The organism is Candidatus Bathyarchaeota archaeon (assembly GCA_026014685.1).
In the GTDB taxonomy this organism is placed as follows: Archaea; Thermoproteota; Bathyarchaeia; order Bathyarchaeales; family Bathycorpusculaceae; genus Bathycorpusculum.
This window is the reverse complement of sequence record JAOZHW010000007.1, coordinates 523,840-542,460: the sequence shown is the minus strand read 5'-3', so window position 1 is coordinate 542,460 and position 18,621 is coordinate 523,840. Positions and strand designations below refer to the sequence as shown.

Sequence of the window (18,621 nt, the reverse complement as noted above, 5' to 3'; positions counted from 1 at the left end):
ACAAGATGAGCAAGAGAGAAGTAAGCGAAAACCGCCTAACACTGCCCCAAGTTAAAAAAGTACTGGACAGTATAGGCGAAGAAAACCTCGACCAATTCCAACGCCGCACACTCGACTACGTCAACAAATTCAGCAAAGCAGACGCCGAAAAAGCTGAACAACTCTTGCAGAAACTTGTCAAAGAATACGAACTCGACGAAGCTGAAGCAGTCCAAATCATAAACTGTATGCCTGAAACCGTGGATGAACTGCGCGTTTTCTTGGCTGGCGGTAAAAAAATCATCGAAGCTCAGAAACTAAAGGAAATCGTTGAGCTTTTAAACGAAACTCGCCTGCTCAAGTAGCTCTAAGTGGCTAAAGTATTTTTAAGCAGTAAGCGAGAATACAGTAGAGGACAGAAGAGTGAGTTTAATGGAAAAACGCTACGAAGAAAACGCCTACGTACTAGACTTCCTTCCCCACGGTAAACCTGGTTTTCGCCCAACAGGCAGAGCAGGATACCATGCAGGCGCCTTGATTCAATGTGTCGGCGAAGAATTCTTCACCGTCTTGGAGGCGCTGGTTAAGGAGGGTTTGATGCTTAAGCCAGGTGACCGTGTGCATGTCGGCAAAGATAGCCGTGAAGAAGTTACCTACATCATCGGTCGCATCGGCTTCGAAGAGTTAACGGCAGCCGCCAAAGCAGAGTTACCGACGGTTATCAGTAAAATCGTAGCGAACCGTGAAGCGTGGTTTGTTAACTTCTTCAACACCGCACGCGCCATAACACCCAGAATGCATGCTCTCGAACTGGTGCCTGGTATCGGTAAAAAGTACATGTGGCAAGTCATCAACGAACGCCAACGTAAACCCTTTGAGAGTTTTGAAGACTTGCAGAAGCGCACAGAATTACCTAACCCAGTGAAACTTATCACTAAACGTGTTCTAGAAGAGTTGGAAGGCGACAGCAAGTACCGTCTGTTCACGCGTGCACAGTAAAAGGGCTAAGCGATGAGCCATGAAGCCATCCAACAACTACTTTTAAGCCACAAGATTAGCCCAAACAAGCTTTTGGGCCAAAACTTCATGGTCGAACCCGCCTTCTACCCCAAACTCGCCCAATACGCAGCGCTAAGCCCATCTGATGTGGTGTTGGATGCTGGGGCAGGTTTTGGGTTTTTAACTCGGTTTCTTTCTGAGCGATGTAAAGCGGTGGTGGCTGCCGAAAAAGACAGAGAGGTGGCGGCGGTGCTCAGAGAACAAGTCAAAGGTTACGGTAACGTTACCTTGGTTGAGGGCGACGTATTGAAAGCCAAGATGCCACCGTTTAACAAGGTCATTGCTATTCCACCGTATTATTTGTCTTCTCAACTGGTTATGTGGGTGCTGGAGCGAAGTGTAGATTGTGCGGTGATGATTTTGCAGAGGGAATTCTGCGAACGCCTCGTTGCGAAAGTGGGCAGCGAAGAGTACGGATGGTTAACTGTTGTGGTGCAGCATCAAGCAGAAGCAAAACTCTTAGACCCCGTGCCTAAAGACATGTTCATCCCCCCGCCCGAAGTGGACTCTGTAATTTTAAGCCTAAAACCATGGGCCACCAAACCCTTCGAAGTCAAAAACCAATCTGCCTTTATCCAGCTAACCAAATGGCTCTTCACCCAACGCAACAAAAAACTCGCCAAAGCCCTCACCCCATACATACGCAGCCACCTCAAACTAAGCAAGCACGACGCCGAAACCATCGCAACTAACATGCCTTTCCATGATAAACGTGTCCGAGAGTTGTCGCCTAAAGATTTCGGAGCAATCACCAATGCCCTCCCCAACTAAACGTGTCCATTTCGACGGATTCTTTTTTGATGTATCTGACGACGTGTATGAGCCCGCGGAGGATTCTTTTCTCTTCGCAGAAAACCTCAAAGTTGCACTAGGCGAGTTGGTGTTGGATTTGGGCACTGGCTCAGGCATATTGGCGGTTTTGGCAGCACAAAAAGCCCGCAGTGTGGTTGCGGTGGATTTGAATCCTTACGCTGTCCGCTGCGCCAAAGCAAACGCCAAACTAAACGGAACCCAAAACATCGATTTCTACCAAGGCGACCTCTTCACCGCAATACGCGACGGCGCCAAATTTGATTTGGTGCTGTTTAATGCTCCTTATTTGCCTTCTGAGGACGGTGAGGCGGAGTCTTGGATTGGTCGGTCTTGGGCTGGCGGCGCGGATGGACGGTTGGTGGTGGATCGCTTCATCTCCGCCGTCGGTGCGTATCTCGCGCCAGATGGGCGAGTGCTTTTGATGCAGTCCACACTCACAGGCGTCCAAGCAACCATGCAAAACTTCGCCAAAAACGGCCTAAAAGCAGAGGTCATCGCCGAACAACAGTTACCCTTCTTTGAAACCTTAACCCTAATCGAAGCCAAACCCCAAACTTAGGAAACCTATAAGGGCACAAACGTGCTAAGTTTATGTGGCGTTTCTTTATGACACTTTGGTTTTACGTTAAAACAGCTGACGACCCTAAAGTGGTCGGTGAAACCGTCTGCGAATTTAACTACACAGAGGGCAAACACCCCGAAGATAAGTATTCATGGATTATGGAGGTTGGCCGCAATGAGCCGGGGTATTGGGAAATCCGAGGCAAATACGCAGCCCTAAAAGACCTCACCGAAATCGCAGTCGTCTACCGCATCGGCGACACGGTGGTGCTCTCGGAGATTGATGACGATTTGGCTCCGAACTTCGCTGATCCATTGATTACCAAGTATGGGTTTGAGAATGTTAGGTGGCTTGTGGTTCCAGTTTTAAAGTAGTTTGCTTTTGCCTTTCACTTTTTTCTCATTATTTTGAAGCAGCTTTTTCTTTTTTTGCTTGTTTTAGCTGTTTTTGTTACTGTAGGACTACAGTCACAAGTTTTCATTAAGTAAATGCAAGAATATAGCAAGCAAGACACCTTAAGGAGATATAAAGAGTGAAAAAATCTAAGTTTTATGCATTTAGTTTAGTCTTCGTTCTATTTTTGATGGCTGTTCTCAACAGTGCAACAGTAGGAGCCGAAACAAACGCAACTGTAACAGTGAATGCTTCACCAGGAGGAACAACCGACGTTACAGGAACAACAACGTACGCGGATGGCGACACAGTAACCATAACCGCAACCCCCGACGCTGACCATGTGTTCTCAAGTTGGGTTGTCTCGCCCAGCGACGGATCAGGCGATCTGGTCATATCTGAAAACCCCTTAACTTTCACCGCTTCAGGCGGAGTAACCTACGACGTAACACCAGTCTTCATAGTTCCCTCCGCTCTTCCAGGCCGATCAGTCCCCGCTGACTTAAGCAAAGCTGCAATAGTAGTGATTTTACCCTCAGCAGGTGGAACAACCAACCCACCGCCGGGAACATATGCTTTAGCAAACGCAGAAAACTTTGACTTAACCGCGGTTCCAAACGATGGCTGGCAATTTTCGCATTGGACAATATGCGGCTTCGACACTGGACACGGTAACTACCCCACGAACTGGAACCCAACAGACAACCCATACAACGTTAACCACGGCTACTCAGCTACCTTCGCTTACCAAGCAGTCTTTGTTCCAATAGGCACAACGGAACCCACACCCACCCCAACTCCAGGCGCAACGATGGGCGGCTTAAGCACCGAGATGTGGATCATCATCGCTTTAGTCGTCGTAATCATCGTTATGCTCGTCGTCTTCGGCGTTTTCTTATCAAAACGGAAGTAAACAAAAACTTCCCTTTCTCTTTTTATTTTTTTCAGTATCTTTTCGGGGATTAACACGCGACGTCTCTGCTGAGAGGCCCCCTCCCTTATATAAAGCCGTAAAAGGCTCGAACGGAGTTGCATTGGCGGGTTTGCTGGGGATTCTGGGTCCGTTTTCTTTAGGAGAAAAGAAAAATGAAAACCACGATCGCAACTTCGTAATTTTAAACCCAGAAGCCCACTCAGCCCCAACCTGAATGCATAGTTTTAAAACTAAAAAAGAAAGGGAAAGTAGTTTTGCATTGTTTACACCGTTTATGGTCGTTTTCTGAGCAGTAATAGTGCGAGGACTGCGCCGACAGCGATGATTGCTACGATAACGCCCACTATGCTGGGTACGAAGTACAGGTCAGCCATGGAGGGTGGTTGGGTTGGTTGCGGTGTTGGGGTTGCTGGTGCGGGGTCGACTGCGAACGCGGTTACTGCATGTGATGGCCAGTAGGATTCACTTCCAGCAAATGAAGCATAAACAGTGTATTTGCCTTCTATGTCGGGTTTCCAGTTTAAGCTAAAGAAGCCGTCTGCGTTTGTAGTGGTTGTTCCGATTGATCGGTAGTTACCGTTAGCGTCAACAACGTTTAACTCAACAGTAACTCCAGTGACGTTGGTTGGACGCGGTTTCTGCATGTAGACGTATTCCATCCATACGCCTTGGCTTGCGTCAGAGACTGCGGGGACACCATTGGGGAAGCGTGCTGCCTGCTCTTTTTGTTTTGTGCCTGCTGCTATGTCCATTACGGTTCCTCTGATGACAACACTTTGGCCTAGTGTGGCCGCTGTCATGGGTGCTTCTACGGTTGTTGCGCTGGGTCCTTTGCCTATGCAGTAGATTTGTCCATCGTACATGTTATGGTATGCAATAAAGCCGTCTGCAACAGGATACCATTGACGTGGAGGATAGCCCATTGATCCGAGTAGAGTCCAGATTTCTTCGCCTGTAGTAGCGTTAACAGCCCTTACCCGTAAGCCTTTGTATAGTGGAGTGTTGGGAGAGTGTTCGCCACTGAACAGAAAGACTTTGCCGTCGGCTGTGTTTGATATGAATTGTGGATAGTTACCCCAAGGTGTTTGCAGACCACTGAATGTACTGTTGCCTTCGCCGCCGTTACCGTAAGTCCATAGTAGTTTACCTGTTTTCGTGTCGTAGGCGTATAGTACTCCGCCAAAGCCGCTATTGTATAGAACACCGTGGTCGACTGTGCAGAATACTGAGCCATGCGTTGAGTCAAAGTATGCAAAGTCAGAAATGCCTTCAGGCACGGCTGTTGTCCACATATAGTTTCCGTTGTCCATGTTGTAGCCTAGATATTGGAAGGTCTCTTTGTCCAGCATAATGATGACGCGATTAACAGGGTCAACTGCGCGTAACATTCGGGTGATATTTTCTGGTGGTGCATCGTATTGTTTTAGCCAAAGCAGTTGTCCTCGGGATTCCGGCTTCAGACTGATAGCCCACATAGTATAGGGGTTTGGAGTTCCGATGCCTGAAAAGCTTGTAAACGTGGTAGAACCAAGCAGTATATCGTCACAAATTGCTTTAAATGGAGAGGTGCTTGTGGGTATAGACGTTGGTATGGACACGTTCCAGTCATAACGTGCACTTGTGCTAGCGTTTACCCAGCCGTTGGTTGTGTTCCAGTCAGGTACCCAGCCGCTTGAAGCTGTGGACCATAGCCGTGAAGAGTTCCATTGAGCCAGCCATCTGCTTGCAATGTTTATTTGGTAGCGTAGTATTTCGCCTTGTGGTCCAACTGCAGCCATGCCTGAAGGTACACCAGTTACGTTGAAGAGACGTTGTCCTGTCCATGGTTCATATGCGACTGCAAAGTTGCTTGAGAACAAAACACCATTAGGGATTGCGCCATGTTGGTTCTCGGTATGGGCAGTATAGAGATATCCAAAGGAGGGAATAGGCCAATCGCTTTCAACGCCTATTTTCGGGTTGAACCATATTTCTTCGCCAGTTTGTAAATCAACGCACATGTATCCGCCTCCTGACATAGAGTTCTGGGATGGAACCGCATAGAAGAGTAAACCATTCATTATTATCGGGTTGTAGAATCTTGGTTGGTATGCTGAACCGCTGTAGTACATTTCGCCTTCGATGCCAGTTAAGCTGCCTCCGACAACGCCTCCTTCATCAATACGTTTAGTCCACATTACGTGTGGGCTGTTAGGAGCGGCGCCGTCTGGCTGGTACATCGCGTCTGCCGCCACTAGATTATAATGCAGTGGGTGGTCACTGCCAAGCCAGTGTGACGAAATAGACCACCAGTCAGTGTTCTGTCCTTCGATTGGGCGCGTCCAGTACTCGGTTGGAAGGGGGTAGCTGCTTATTGGTTCAGGTAGCTGTTCTTCCTGTACTATGAGAGTGACTGTTTTGCTTGCTCCGAGAAAGACATGGTTTGTCCAGGTTCTCATCGCCGCTGTGGCATTCCAAGTGTACACTTGATCTGGATAGCTGAAGTTTAAAGTGTATGTGCCGACTTGATCGGGTACGTAGGTTGTGTATTGTGTTGATGTCGTGTCTTCAACGATAGCCCATTTCATTGTTTCTGTTTTTCCATCAGGCTTGGTGATAGTAAGGCTGTAGTCGTGGAAGCGTATGTCGTTGGTTACGGCTGCGTTTGGCAACAGCATACCTGCCCACATTACAATGAGTGCTTTTTGACCGACGCCTACAGGGTTGGGGTTAACTGTAAGCATGGCATGTGTAGTTGATTTCCCTGCAGATGTTTGGCATTCAGTTGGAGTTATAGCGAAAAGTGGGAGGGTAATTGTCAACAGTAGAATCAAAGTTATAGATGCTTTTGTTTTCAGATTGGTTTTGATTTTCATTTATAGTTCACTTTTCCTTATTTTTTTATAATGTCTTGTTGAGAAAATGAATTAATTAGACTGACTCTCTGCGAGAGAGTTTGTTTTATATGCGCCGTAAAGTTAACTTTATCGCCCTGTGGGCAGAATATAGAGAGAGGTATGTTGGGGCAGTATGTCTGAAAAGAGCACAAGCTCAATGACAGAAGAGAATGTTGTTTCGAAAGTAGCTGAGCTAATGGAAACACTCGATGAAATCAAAAAATACAACGTCCTCGAAAAGTACCTGAAAAAATTCACAATAATCGTTATTAGCTCCATCGCGATTTGCATTGCTGTTAACCTCACAATTTCGTTCTTTGGCCTCTTAAGCGCATATAATGAGTTTGAGCGGTTCTTCCTGAATTTCCCCATAGTGCTTATTCCATCAGTGGGAGTTCTAGTAGGTATTCTCTTTGTTCGAAGCAAGATGAAGGAGGTCAAGACTGGAGAGTGGAAAAAGGAGCTTTCTAAGGGGTTCCCTTCAGCGCTTAAACTTTTGTCAGAGCTAGATTGGGATAACTCTTTTGATGTTGTTTCTTCGGGCAGATTGGGTTATGCGATGTACAGCCTTGTTAAAGGAGCGGCTTACGGGTTCATATTCTTCTTTATAATAGGTTTTGTGTTGAATCTCATCACCTATTTGGTTCTTCATCGAATAGGAGCACTTGGCTACGCTTCATTTCACTTTTCTTTTCTATCAATTATCGTCTATTTGAGGTATGACCTCACAAAACGGTTCAATGAAATTCGAGCAATAGACAAGCTCCAGTGCGAGTTACGGAGGTTGAGTGATGAACTCAGAAGCGCTGAGCTCTAAACCTGACCTCTACGTCGTTGCCCGAATCATAAAGGCATTGAAGAAAAAGAATAAAGTAAACAAAACTGCGCTAGCCACATGCACAGAGTTGTCATACGACAAGTTGGTAAAGTATTTGGATTGGATGTCAAAAAAGGGGTTTGTGGTGGTTGACGATAACGGTTCGGTGTCTTTAACAGAGGCAGGGGCAGAAGTTTACGATGAACTTGTGCAGTGGATACTTAAGCATGTGGGACAACTAAAGTTTCCGCGGCTTCGAGCATCAACATAGTCATTTATCGGCTGTAGTCTCTGCCTTCTGGTTTGCCGCTTGGCGGTTTGGCTCCTGTCTCGGGAATCTGAGGTAACGGAATCGGGGGTGGTATGTTAAGCGTGCGCGATATCAAGACGGATTCGATGAATACTACGTTAGATATGGATTGGATGATTATCTGTGCTGGCGGTTTTTTCTGCTCGTATTCCTTAAGGACACGGTCAACTTCTTCTTTTTCGCCCATGACGAATGCGTTGCCTTTTATGCTCATCTGCGCAATCGACGGGTTATAAGCGATGGATAAGATGAAGGGCACCTCAAGCGATTCATCGGGCTTCTTCTCCATCCCCACCACGTTGATGTTGGTATTGATTTGGATTGGGGGGACAGGTTTGCGGATGTCCCAGAATCGCTCTGCAGAGATGCTAGATATAACTACGTTTACTCTTAGCATGTTAGGTCAAAAAAGAAATAGTGCGGTTGAGGGATTTAAAACTGCTTATTTCTGCTTAAACCGCGTTAAACCGCAGTGACCGCAAGTGTAGCGGCTGTGATGGTCTGCCATGAAGTAGCCGGGGCCACAGCGTTCGCAGGTTGGGCGTGCGCGAGAAAGTTTGTCGCCTTCGACTTTGTACATGGCTTTGACGCCTTTTTCTTCTTTGTGTTTTTTGGGTTTTTTGCCTTTTTCTGCTTTCTTTGCTGGCGCGGCTGCTTCGGTTGCCGCTGCTGCTGGTTCTTCTTTCTTTGGTGCTGGTGCCATTATGCGGTCGCCTCTTCTTTAGCTTTAGCTGGAGTGTTTCTTTTTTGGATGTGTTCTGGCTCAACTAGTTTAGCTTGAGCAACAGTTTGGTAAACGTTAGCAACTCCCTGTGTGATGCTGGTTCCTGTTTTGGTGCGCATACGTTTAACGTATACGACTTCTTCGCCGACTTTCATTTCTGCTGCGACCGCTTTCTTGACTTCTAAGCGTGCAGGTGTTTTCTCTTTTGGACCTTGAACGATCGTGAAAGCTACTTCGGTCCTTTTGAGCAGCGGGTTTTCCTTGGTGGTTTCTATTTTTATTTGCATTAATGTTCACTTAGGGCGTAAATTCAAACAACTATCTTCTTATTTAGCTTTTCGAAGCTTTCATCTCTTTTAGGAACACTTTTACCTCTTCTTTCTTCTGAGGAGATGCTTTTACCACAACTATACCCATATATGGCTGCCCATAGATGACAAACGAGTTTTCTGGCGCATACAAAACCGCTATGAGGGTCAACAAGTCCTCTTCGCCTTCCACCACGATGTGGGTATGGATGTTGGCTTCCAACGCGGATTTGATGGCGGAGATGGCTTCGTCGCTTAGGGTTCCCTGCGGGTTCTTTACGGTCACGGTTTTTTCTACTGGTGCTTGTTTTGGCAGGGGTTGATCGCGCAGAGAAATGTAGTCGATAACCGTCAACTGGGGGTGTATGCCGCTTTGATGCATGTTTATAGAGACGACGTCGCCGACGGAAACCACACATGGCGGCTTTTCTTGAGTTATTAGGTCTTTTAGTTTACGCATGGTTTCTTTCGGTGGACCCTCAATTAGGGTGCCGAAGGGTTCTTTTAAGAAGACACGTAACCTCGGTGTTAGAGTGTACTCTACCTTCATCAGTTGAATCCTCTATTAAAATAGAAAGTGGCAGGCAGTTAAGAAGCTACCGTGTTAACGCACTTTAAGCGCGTATCTGCCTTTCTCTTTAATGTTCATGGATTTCGCGATGGCGCTATGGGCGGGGTCAAACATGACCACTAAACCGCTGTAGTCCTCGCTAAAACTGGTAGACCTGCATTTTGGGCAAACATTTTCTTTGGTTATGAAGTGACAGTTGGTGCATGCTTTTTCGCTCATAACTACTTCTCCTTATGCTCCTTTGCGGGGGCTTCAGGCTTCTTTTCTGCGCCTTTAGTTTGGTCTTCTTTGAGCCAGTCAAGTTTGCCTAGGAAGGGTTGCCTTGCGGTTATGCCTATTTTGCCGCTGCTGCCTGCGCGACCCATCGAGACGGCAGTTATACGGGCGCGGACTTGGTCGCCTGCGCTGAGTTTACGCTTAGATTCCTTACCCAGCAATACGCCTTGTTTTTCGTCGTAGCTGATGTAGTCATCCATCAATTGTGATACGTGGAGTAGTGCGTCGACTGGTCCGATGCGGACGAATGCGCCGAAGTCAGCGATTTCCACAACGTCGCCTTCAACGACTTCCTGTATGATGGGGTAGAATGTGAGCAGGGAAAAGGTTACTTTATGGTATGTTGCTCCGTCGCCTGGAATAATTTTGCCGATGGGGCTAACTTCTATGCCTGTTACGGCGATGACGTAGCCTAATTCTTCATCCACAACGCCCTCGTATTTCTGTTTAACCTGTTCGCGGCCCACTTTCTCCAAGGGGTTACCGAACGTTTCGGGCGGGATGCGGATAGTGTCTTGAAGAGTAATCAGTTTGAACATCTACGATATCAACCCGTCAATGTCTAGACGCGATTTTTGTCTCAGATAAATCACTGGCACACTTATATCTCTTAGCCTCTGCTTTAGAATTCTGTCATTCGTAAACACAGGCACCCCCCAGCTTTGGGCGACACGCACAATAGCGTCGTCAGTTGCTTCGCCGCGGCCCTCCACAGCCACCAACCTGCACTTCTCAGCTAGCCGCAGCGCAAAATTGGCTTGTCGACGGAGTTTCGGCTCATCCCCCGCTGCCAAAACCTCCAATTCAGCCTTCACAGGCGAGAGCAGAATAAACTCTAGGTTCCTTCCCAGTAGCCTTTTGAGTTCTTCGAATATGTCCATTTTGAACTCTAAGGGTACAAAAAACGCGTTGGAATCCAAGATGACTTTGAGGGGTTGGTTTTTGGGTGAAGCCGTCACTGCATGTGGCTCCTTGTGGGGGTTATGGTTGTTTGGGGGCTTAAAGGTTTTCTGCGGCGGCTAAATTGGCGGCTTTTGCTATTAATTTAAATATTAAGAGTTTATGAATTGAAGCAGATAGGTGAAAAACAAGAGTGCTCCGCGAAAAATCTTGTGGCGCAGTTATATTCATTAACAATCAAGAAAAAACCCGCTACCTCATGTTAAACTACACTGCGGGGCACTGGGACTTCGTTAAAGGCAACCAAGAAGTCAACGAAACCGAAAAACAAACCGTAACACGGGAATTGATGGAGGAAACAGGCATAACCGACGCACACTTCATCGACGGTTTCCGTGAATCCATCAACTACTTTTACCGCCGACAGGGCCAAACCATAAACAAAGAAGTCGTATTCTTCATAATCGAATCCAACGTTGAAGAGGTCCAAATCTCGTTTGAACACATCGGTTACATCTGGCTGGACTACAAGCAGACGATGGAGAAGTTAACTTTCAAAAACGCCAAAGACATCCTGCTTAAAGCGCACGATTTCTTGCAGAAGAAAGGGTTAGTGAGAGACTAACCAGCTACTTTATGAGTCCGTATCCGATGAGTCTCCATCGGGCAGTGATTTTTCTGCTGATGGCAACCCGTGAACCTGGCAATGCGCAGATGGGTCTTGTCAACTTGACTTTTATGGTGTTCTGCTTTATGTTGACGACTTTTCCTACGTTAACCGCCGCGCCAATGTGAAGCAGCAGCGCTTCGTCAGGGTTGATTTTCTCTACCTTGAGGAGTTCTTTAGTTCCCACTGCACGCTCAAGCACATGTGTCTCCATGGTGATTTCTGTCACGGTTGGAGGCAGTTGCCCTGTTTTGCCTGCGATGCTACCTGTTAAGCCGTCTGCTTTAGAGTAGGAGGGATCGAGTAGGGTGCCGACGCCGATGAGTCCGCCGCAGGTGGCTTCTTTGACTTGTTGGTCGCCTGCATGTAAACTGACGATTTCGCTTATGAGGGGGTCGTAGACGGTTTTGCCTTCTCGCTCTGCCATGATGCCGGGGCGGATTTCTATTTCGTCGCCTACCGAGAATTTGCCTTGCACTATGGTGCCGCCTATGATGCCGCCTTCTAAGCCTTCGATGGTGGTGCCTGGTTTGTTTGTGTCAAAAGAACGGATGATGTACATCATCGGTGGCAGGTTTGGGTCACGGTGAGGGGTTGGGATGATGGTTTGTATGGCGTCAAGTAAGACGTCGATGTTAATCATACGTTGAGCTGAGATTGGGATGATGGGTGCGTTTTCAGCCACCGTGCCTTTAACGAAGGCTTTGATTTCCTTGTAGCTTTCTAGGGCTCGTTTATTGTCAACTATGTCGATTTTGTTTTGAACTATAATCATGTTTTTGATGCCGCTGACTTCTGCCGCTGCAAGATGCTCTCGGGTTTGGGGTTGAGGGCAGGGTTCATCTGCGGCGATAACGAGGATGGCGCCGTCCATGATGGCTGCGCCGCTGAGCATGGTTGCCATTAAGGCTTCGTGTCCAGGTGCGTCAACAAAGCTGATGGCGCGGACGAATTCGGCTGGGCTGTTGCAGTTTTGGCAGACGGGGTGGATGGTGTAGTTTTTGGGTTCGGGGCATTTGGGGCATTTGTATATGGGCATGTCTGCGTAGCCGAGTTTTATAGTGATGCCACGTTTGAGTTCTTCACTGTGCCGTGAAGCCCAAGTGCCTGTTAATGCCTGGACAAGTGTTGTTTTGCCGTGGTCAACGTGACCTATGGTGCCGATGTTGACTTCTGGCTGTTTGGGTAGTGGAGCCTTAGATGGGTTACTCATAGTTTTCTTCTTCTTTTAGATAAGTTCTGGAATCGTAAAAGGAATTAATTAATGGAGTTTATAAGTTTTGAGCATGCCCTAAGCGAAAAAAATTAGGCTTGAGGTGCAGCCTGCTCAGTTTTAGCTGCTGGTTTCAGTATTGGGGCTGCTCCCGCGGGGCGTTCAACGATTTTGAGGTTAATTTGGACGATTTCGTCAGTTATGATTTCTCCGCGGACGGTTTTGCGTTTGCGGCCGCCTTTTCTTGTGGATTTGAAACCTGCTCCTCCACTGAGAACTACTGCTCTGCGGCCACCGCCATGGACGTTTGATCTCATGGGTACGCCGTCTTTGTCTGAGCCGCCTGTTACTTGGATTTTGTGAGCTGGTAAATCTACTACTGCGCCGTCTAAGGTTTCACCGATTTTTCTGCCGATGAAGGGTGTTGCGCGTGCTTCTTCGAGCTCTACTACTTTGGATGCTCCCGATTGTGGGTCGGAAACTATGACTTTGAACTTTGCCATTGAATCTGTCTCCAGCGCAGTAAGAAGTTGAATATCTCTCTATTAAGGATTTAGCCCAAAACAGATTCTAATCATATTCCATGGAGTTTTATGCAATTAGGTGCTAAAGAGCCTCGAGGTGGTTCGACGGCATCCTGTTTTTTGTGGGAGAAGGTTTTAATTTTACCTCGAGGTGGTCTGTTCGCATGTGGCGGCTTGGATTCTTCTTTCACGAGATAGCGTTCGGACTGTTAAGCGTCTTCATACCGCTATATCTAGTCGCCTTTAACGACACCAGCATCCTAGGCGGACCACTCGTAGCATTAGGTATCATGACTTCGATAGCGGTTTTTGCTTCCATTCCCGCCTCGTTTCTGTGGGGTTACCTCTGCGACGCAACCCGCCACTACAAAGCCTTCATACTGCTCTCTTTCTCTTCTTCAGCCATAATTCTGTTCCTTATGACGTTACCAGTAGCTCAAAACATACTTGTCTTCGTCGCCCTCTACGTCGTCATGCAGGTGCTGCACGTCTCTCATGAAGCACCAAAAAACGTCCTCATAGCCGAGCACTACAGCCGAGACGAGTGGGAGAGGTCTTATGGGTTCTACGAAGCCTTAACCGAGGTCGGTTTCATCTTGGGGCTGGTCATCGGGTTAGTGTTTAGTTTGGGGTTGTTTAGCTTTACTGCTACTTTGAGTTCAGGGGTTTTAGCAACCTACACGCTCTACCTCTGTAGCATACTAAGCCTGATTGCGTTCATACTGTCGGTTGTGTTAATCGCAGATCCCATGATGATTTTTGAGAGGCGCCTAGTTGGCATTGAGAGAAAAATCGACTTCGCCTACCGCGGCATAGAATCCTACAGCTTACGCTGGAAGGGTTCGCTTAAACAGGAAAACTTTAGAGGCTTCGCCCTAGCAATCGTAGTGTTTGCACTTGCCACAAGCCTCTTTTTCACGCCGCTCCCTGTCTACCTAAAAGAGATTTTCAATGGACAAGAAAGCATGGTTTACATCTCCTACATTCTGGTCTCCATCGGCGCAACTGCAGGGTATCTGTTGATTCGAAACAAGGCACGCTCGATGGATCTACGCAAACAACTCCCCCGTTTCGTCCTCTTCCGCAGTGTACTTATTTTAGCTTTGATCGGCGTTATCGAATTTGCCTTTTTCCCCACCCTCTCCACTGGGCTCATCCTCATCTTCTTAGGCTTCGCGTTTGGCATGTACTACATCATGATGATTTCTCTATCCATGGAGCTTATCCCAGAGGGTAAATCTGGATTATTCGATGGCTTGGTCGGTTTAGGCACAGGCATCGGCGCATTCTTTGGACCCTACATATCAGCGCAACTTAGCTATCTCTCAACGTTTTTGATTGCTGCTTCCGCTTTCTTTTTGGCTTTCCTTATCCTGAAAGTCGTGGCAATCAAAAACAGATAAAAAAAGAAAAAGGTGTGGCGAGCTTCTGACTCGTCAATTTTGGTTTATTCTGTGTGGACTCTGTAGAGGTCGATGTCTTCACGCATGGCAGGTGTCAATTCAAGGAACTCTCGGACTGCACGCTCCACATCTCTGCTCTGTGTAACGTATCTGCCGACGATGAGTATGTCTGCGCCAAGTTCGAGTGCTTCTTTGGCTGTTTCGGGAACGATGCCGCCTGCGACTGCGATTAAGAATTTCTTGTTGGGGAACGCTTTGCGGATGATTTGTATGCGTTCTAAACCACAGCTTCTGCCTGTTTCTTGGTCGATGCCTCGGTGTAAGATGACGATGTCTGGGAACTCTTTAAGTGACTTCAATTTAGCTAAAACGTCGTCCACATTGAGCATATCTACAACAGCGTAGATGCCTAAGCGTTTGGCTTCCTGGACTGTTGCATCGACGGTTTCTGGAGGAGCTAAACCTGCCGCGACAACAGCATCTGCGGTGTCCTCGTAGGCGATGTCTGCTTCAACTTTCCCTACGTCAAGGGTTTTGAGGTCTGCGATTATGAATTTGTCTTTAGCTACAGCTCGGAGTTCACCGATGACGCGTGTGCCGTAGCGTTTGATAAGCGGTGTACCGACTTCAAGGATTATTCTGTCGCTGCCTGGCAAGGCTTCGATGACTTTCTTGGCGCCTTCCAGTGAGGGGGCATCAAGCGCGATTTGGAGGTAGGGGGGTCTCCATAGGCGTGGAACTTTGAAGCCCATGATTGGGTGCTTGGCGCGGTCTTTGTCGTAGTTTATTTTGTCTAGTGACGGGTACTTCGTGAGCGCACGTCGCAGGGCCATCTTGGTTGCGCCGTAGTTGTATTGGTAGATTTTGCGGTAATCCGTGGCTTGGGGGTGGATAAAGACGCTGCAAACGATGACCCAGTCGTCGAGTTTACTTGTGGGGATTACGCCTTCCTCAGCTGAATCCGCGATGGCTTTGGCGACTGCTGCCTGGGCAGGACCAAAGATTTTGCCAGTATCCTCCATGTCTTTAACGGTGACTTTGGGAACGATAAGCGTGTGGGGTTTAGGCGGCAAATTAGGACGGATAACTGCCAACAGCGGAGTGTGCCCAGCGGAGAGCGTTGTTAGGCCGTTGGCGAATGCTTGACCGACTGGGCCTGTTTTGTCGCCTATCATAAGGTCAACGTGGGCAACTTCGTTTCCTTCTCCGACAAGAGCTTCCCCTATGAGGTAGGTGATGCCGCTGTATTCGTCTGTGTCGTCACTGACTGTCGGCACTCTGTCGATAATTTCTTTGAAATCGACATTAAACTCCTTTAGCCATGAGTAAAGGGTGTCTCTGTGAATGCCCATTTCTTTTGCGGATCCGACGATTGTCGGTTTTGTCGGTTTACCTTTGCCGCTGACTTCTTTTTTTGCTGCCTCAGTAACTATTTTGATTAGTTCGTTGCGGTTTTCTGGTTTTTTAACGTCTACTCCCGACATTTGAGTATCCTCATTTTGAGTTTTCTCTGCTACTTATATAAAAATGTCGGATGAACGACGCCTGATTGAAGGTGGCGAAGGACAGTTTAGGCCTAAACTGCCGATTTAGCCTCCTGTGGGTGCGGCGGCTGCCCTGTAAATCTTTATATCCCCAAGGCATCATTGAATGCTCCAACCAAACGGGGAAAACTGATGTCGTGGACTGACTGGTCGCTACTGGGTCTATTCATTTTTGGGTTTGTGCTTTTCTTAATCGGAGCCAACACCTACAACGCCCTCGTCGGCTACGCAGGCATATACCTCTTCATCGGTTCAGTCGCAGTCTATTTGGTTCTCTATATTTACAAAGAACTCAAAAAGAAACCCGCCACTGAAACCCCACAACCGCCTCAAGTTACTCAGAATTCATAGAGGTCGCTGTATTTTTCGTTGAGGTAGGCGAGGAATGCATTTGCGTTCAGTGTGGTTCCTGTTGCTTGTTTGATTAGTTCTTCTGGGTCGTAGAGGTCGCCTCGGCTGTGGATGTTGTCTTTGAGCCAGCGGTTTATGTTTTCAAGATTCCCCTGCGACAACTGGGTACGCCACTCTGGTAGCGCCCGCTCTATTGCGGCGACGATTTGACCATCATAGATGTTGCCCAACGCGTAGCTGGGGAAGTATCCATAGAGACCGCTGGCCCAATGCGTATCCTGCATCACACCTTCCGCGTCGTCTTTCACTTCCACGCCGAGGTAATCGCGGTATTTCTGGTTCCAAGCAGAAGGCAACTCGTCGATGTCGATTTTGCCTGCGAAGAGGTCCCGCTCCAACTCGAAGCGGATGATAATGTGGATGCTGTAGGTGACTTCGTCGGCTTCGATGCGTATCTTGGAGCGTTCCACCCTGTTAACTGCTCTAACAAACTCGTCTAAGCCCACGCCCGCCAAAACAGGAGCCGCCACCTTCACCTGCGGCAGAAAACTCATCCAGAACTCTCGGGAGCGCCCCACGATGTTCTCGTAGAAACGTGATTGGGATTCGTGTATGCCATAAGAGCAGGGGGCCCCGACGGGCTGATACTTCCATTCAGGGTTAATGTTGTGTTCGTATATGGCGTGTCCTGTTTCGTGGAGAACAGAAAAGATGGAGCTGGTGTAGTTATTTAGGTGGTAGTGGGTGGTTATGCGGACGTCGTCGTAGCAGCCTGAAGTGAAAGGGTGCTCGGTTTCGTCTACTCTACCACATGCCATAGCTGAAGCAGTGTCGTAGCCGAGTGTTTGGGTTATGAGTTGAGCGATAACCCGCTGCGACTCCACAGGCACAGGCTGCGAGGTAACTTGGGAGGAAGGCTTAGTCTGGCAAGCCTCGATTTTGGCGATAAGCGGCTTCAAACCCGCCAAAAGCTCCCTAAAAGTGGTGCTGATGGCTTGGGCGGACATTTTAGGCTCAAAATTGTCAATCAACGCCTCATACGGCGTCTTAGTCTCCTTGACCTTCATGAGGATTTCCGCGGCTTGCTTGCTGAGTTCGAAGAGTTTTTTGAGGTCAGCTTTGTAGAGCGCGAAGTCTTTTTTGGCTTTGGCCTTCTTCCAAGCATTCACGGTTATGGCTTCCTGCATGGCCAGTTCCCCCACCAGCTTTTCAGGCAAAGCCGTCTGTTCACGGTAACTTTTTTCGATGAGGTAGAGGTTACGCTTCTCCACCTGCCCCATTCGCGGGTACTGTGGGCTGGCTTGTATCGAGGTTAGAAGGGTTTGGATTTGGGGATCGGTGCTTAGTTTGTGGTGCAAGCGACTCATCAGGGCGAGTTGTTCGCTGCGTTGCTCAACGGCTTTGGGCGGCATCATGGTTTCCATGTCCCAGTGCAGAACGCCTTGGGCGGTGGAGAGGACCATGGCATCTTTGTATTTGCTTAAAAGTTCCCTGTAAGCCGATTGAGTTGTATCTGACATTTTGGTTGTGCTCCTGGAAGTTTCAATGTTGGGCATCTATTTTACTGTTGAGCTAAGCCGTCAAATCTTCATTGAATATAGTTAGCGGTGTCTGGCTGCAAAAGCTTTTATTTTTCGAAACATAGCCATCAGTTGAGGATTCTAAATTTGAGCAATGTTGAGTCAAACAAAACGTTAGCTGCAATCGGTGCCCTACTGCTGTTCCTTAGCTTCGTTCCAGCTCTAGGAATAATCGGTATAATTCTCCTCTTAATCGGCATGAAAGGCTTATCCGAATACTACCGCGACGAAAGCATCTACCGAAGCGCACTCAAAGGCGTAATCTTCGGCGTCATCGGCATAATCGCTGTCTCCGCGTTTTCCCTGCTAAACTTACTAGGCGGACTAATCACCACTCCAGTGCTTGGTGCCTTTGCATTAATCGGCGGCATAATCTTCTTCATCGTGTTACTGATCATTGCATTCATATTCTACCTGCTTATGGCGATGAACTTTAGAAAAGCATTCAACACCTTAGCGGAACGTTCAGGTGAAAGCAACTTCCGAACCGCAGGAACCCTGCTGTTTTGGGGTGCAATCCTAACCTTAATCCTCGTAGGTTTGGTACTTATTTGGATTGCATGGTTAATCGCTGCACTCGCCTTCTTCTCAATGAAATTAGCACCCGCCCAACCTCAGCAACAGTACGGTTACCCGCCTCCATCCAGTTCAAGCACAGCTTCACGCTACTGCCCCTACTGCGGCGCCCCAGTCGACCAAAACGCAACCTTCTGCCCCCACTGCGGAAAACAACAACCCCCAGCCTAAACCCTTCCCTTTTTTCGTTTTTGTTGCTGCCAACGCGCAACCACACAACTTTAAAAACAAAGCAACCCCG

General features: G+C 47.9%; 24 protein-coding genes. 12 read left to right on the top strand and 12 right to left on the bottom strand.

From position 1 onward, the window contains the following. Nucleotides 1-5: 5 nt before the first annotated feature. The 6 genes from NWE96_07215 to NWE96_07190 all read left to right on the top strand — a co-directional run bounded on the left by NWE96_07215 (nt 6) and on the right by NWE96_07190 (nt 3,719). Nucleotides 6-344, top strand: coding sequence for an RNA polymerase Rpb4 (locus tag NWE96_07215; protein ID MCW3983770.1), 339 nt, complete (start codon nt 6-8; stop codon nt 342-344). A gap of 67 nt (nt 345-411) precedes the next feature. After that, the gene (locus NWE96_07210) at nt 412-978 is read left to right on the top strand and encodes a DUF655 domain-containing protein (GenBank protein MCW3983769.1); all 567 of its coding nucleotides are present in this window, start codon (nt 412-414) and stop codon (nt 976-978) included. 12 nt (nt 979-990) lie between these two features. Continuing rightward, complete coding sequence (rsmA, locus tag NWE96_07205; protein MCW3983768.1) at nt 991-1,809, top strand: 16S rRNA (adenine(1518)-N(6)/adenine(1519)-N(6))-dimethyltransferase RsmA; 819 nt, start codon at nt 991-993, stop codon at nt 1,807-1,809. Continuing rightward, nucleotides 1,793-2,410, top strand: coding sequence for a class I SAM-dependent methyltransferase (locus NWE96_07200; GenBank protein MCW3983767.1), 618 nt, complete (start codon nt 1,793-1,795; stop codon nt 2,408-2,410). Before rsmA ends, NWE96_07200 begins: the two co-directional genes overlap by 17 nt. Nucleotides 2,411-2,457: 47 nt before the next feature. After that, nucleotides 2,458-2,787, top strand: a complete 330-nt coding sequence (locus tag NWE96_07195) for a nickel-dependent hydrogenase large subunit (GenBank protein ID MCW3983766.1) — start codon at nt 2,458-2,460, stop codon at nt 2,785-2,787. Between the two features lie 158 nt (nt 2,788-2,945). Next, a complete protein-coding gene (locus tag NWE96_07190) occupies nt 2,946-3,719 on the top strand; it encodes a hypothetical protein (GenBank protein MCW3983765.1) in 774 nt (257 codons plus the stop codon). A gap of 293 nt (nt 3,720-4,012) precedes the next feature. On the opposite strand, the gene NWE96_07185 is transcribed toward NWE96_07190, so the two are convergent. Beyond that, the gene (locus tag NWE96_07185) at nt 4,013-6,595 is read right to left on the bottom strand and encodes a PQQ-binding-like beta-propeller repeat protein (GenBank protein MCW3983764.1); all 2,583 of its coding nucleotides are present in this window, start codon (nt 6,593-6,595) and stop codon (nt 4,013-4,015) included. 154 nt (nt 6,596-6,749) lie between these two features. Here NWE96_07185 and NWE96_07180 point away from each other — a divergent pair, with 154 nt between their 5' ends. Together NWE96_07180 and NWE96_07175 are read left to right on the top strand one after the other, a co-directional pair. Next, nucleotides 6,750-7,433, top strand: coding sequence for a hypothetical protein (locus NWE96_07180; protein ID MCW3983763.1), 684 nt, complete (start codon nt 6,750-6,752; stop codon nt 7,431-7,433). Further along, nucleotides 7,408-7,704 (top strand): winged helix-turn-helix domain-containing protein, encoded by a 297-nt coding sequence (locus NWE96_07175; GenBank protein ID MCW3983762.1) that lies wholly within the window; start codon nt 7,408-7,410, stop codon nt 7,702-7,704. The genes NWE96_07180 and NWE96_07175 overlap by 26 nt, the downstream gene beginning before the upstream one ends. Before the next feature lie 4 nt (nt 7,705-7,708). On the opposite strand, the gene NWE96_07170 is transcribed toward NWE96_07175, so the two are convergent. Genes NWE96_07170 through NWE96_07140 form a run of 7 tightly spaced genes read right to left on the bottom strand, consistent with a single transcriptional unit; the run spans nt 7,709 to nt 10,581 of the window. Further along, nucleotides 7,709-8,140 (bottom strand): hypothetical protein, encoded by a 432-nt coding sequence (locus NWE96_07170; protein ID MCW3983761.1) that lies wholly within the window; start codon nt 8,138-8,140, stop codon nt 7,709-7,711. A gap of 45 nt (nt 8,141-8,185) precedes the next feature. Further along, nucleotides 8,186-8,446 carry a 30S ribosomal protein S27ae gene (locus NWE96_07165; GenBank protein ID MCW3983760.1) on the bottom strand — a complete coding sequence of 87 codons (261 nt, stop codon included), beginning with the start codon at nt 8,444-8,446 and terminating at the stop codon, nt 8,186-8,188. Next, nucleotides 8,446-8,754: a 30S ribosomal protein S24e gene (rps24e, locus tag NWE96_07160; protein MCW3983759.1), complete on the bottom strand. Its 309-nt coding sequence runs from the start codon at nt 8,752-8,754 to the stop codon at nt 8,446-8,448. Before rps24e ends, NWE96_07165 begins: the two co-directional genes overlap by 1 nt. 43 nt (nt 8,755-8,797) lie before the next feature. Then, nucleotides 8,798-9,325 (bottom strand): DUF359 domain-containing protein, encoded by a 528-nt coding sequence (locus NWE96_07155; GenBank protein MCW3983758.1) that lies wholly within the window; start codon nt 9,323-9,325, stop codon nt 8,798-8,800. 54 nt (nt 9,326-9,379) lie between these two features. Continuing rightward, complete coding sequence (locus NWE96_07150) at nt 9,380-9,565, bottom strand: DNA-directed RNA polymerase, subunit E'' (protein MCW3983757.1); 186 nt, start codon at nt 9,563-9,565, stop codon at nt 9,380-9,382. 2 nt (nt 9,566-9,567) lie between these two features. Further along, complete coding sequence (locus NWE96_07145) at nt 9,568-10,161, bottom strand: DNA-directed RNA polymerase (GenBank protein MCW3983756.1); 594 nt, start codon at nt 10,159-10,161, stop codon at nt 9,568-9,570. Beyond that, nucleotides 10,162-10,581 (bottom strand): DNA-binding protein, encoded by a 420-nt coding sequence (locus NWE96_07140; protein MCW3983755.1) that lies wholly within the window; start codon nt 10,579-10,581, stop codon nt 10,162-10,164. A gap of 134 nt (nt 10,582-10,715) precedes the next feature. Between NWE96_07140 and NWE96_07135 the strand changes: the two genes are divergently transcribed. Then, nucleotides 10,716-11,147 (top strand): NUDIX domain-containing protein, encoded by a 432-nt coding sequence (locus NWE96_07135; protein MCW3983754.1) that lies wholly within the window; start codon nt 10,716-10,718, stop codon nt 11,145-11,147. A gap of 4 nt (nt 11,148-11,151) precedes the next feature. On the opposite strand, the gene NWE96_07130 is transcribed toward NWE96_07135, so the two are convergent. Next, complete coding sequence (locus NWE96_07130; GenBank protein MCW3983753.1) at nt 11,152-12,402, bottom strand: translation initiation factor IF-2 subunit gamma; 1,251 nt, start codon at nt 12,400-12,402, stop codon at nt 11,152-11,154. Between the two features lie 92 nt (nt 12,403-12,494). Then, on the bottom strand, nt 12,495-12,905 hold the full coding sequence (locus tag NWE96_07125; GenBank protein MCW3983752.1) for a 30S ribosomal protein S6e: 411 nt from the start codon (nt 12,903-12,905) through the stop codon (nt 12,495-12,497). 185 nt (nt 12,906-13,090) lie between these two features. Here NWE96_07125 and NWE96_07120 point away from each other — a divergent pair, with 185 nt between their 5' ends. Further along, a complete protein-coding gene (locus tag NWE96_07120) occupies nt 13,091-14,329 on the top strand; it encodes an MFS transporter (protein MCW3983751.1) in 1,239 nt (412 codons plus the stop codon). Between the two features lie 44 nt (nt 14,330-14,373). On the opposite strand, the gene NWE96_07115 is transcribed toward NWE96_07120, so the two are convergent. Then, nucleotides 14,374-15,813 carry a bifunctional 5,6,7,8-tetrahydromethanopterin hydro-lyase/3-hexulose-6-phosphate synthase gene (locus tag NWE96_07115; GenBank protein ID MCW3983750.1) on the bottom strand — a complete coding sequence of 480 codons (1,440 nt, stop codon included), beginning with the start codon at nt 15,811-15,813 and terminating at the stop codon, nt 14,374-14,376. A gap of 192 nt (nt 15,814-16,005) precedes the next feature. Here NWE96_07115 and NWE96_07110 point away from each other — a divergent pair, with 192 nt between their 5' ends. Beyond that, entirely contained in the window at nt 16,006-16,224 is a 219-nt protein-coding gene (locus NWE96_07110; protein MCW3983749.1) for a hypothetical protein, read from the top strand. Here the strand turns inward: NWE96_07110 and NWE96_07105 are convergent. Further along, nucleotides 16,212-17,744, bottom strand: a complete 1,533-nt coding sequence (locus NWE96_07105; protein ID MCW3983748.1) for a carboxypeptidase M32 — start codon at nt 17,742-17,744, stop codon at nt 16,212-16,214. The two genes, NWE96_07110 and NWE96_07105, sit on opposite strands and share 13 nt — an antisense overlap. Nucleotides 17,745-17,891: 147 nt before the next feature. Between NWE96_07105 and NWE96_07100 the strand changes: the two genes are divergently transcribed. Continuing rightward, on the top strand, nt 17,892-18,551 hold the full coding sequence (locus NWE96_07100) for a DUF996 domain-containing protein (protein ID MCW3983747.1): 660 nt from the start codon (nt 17,892-17,894) through the stop codon (nt 18,549-18,551). The last annotated feature ends 70 nt before the right edge of the window (nt 18,552-18,621 follow it).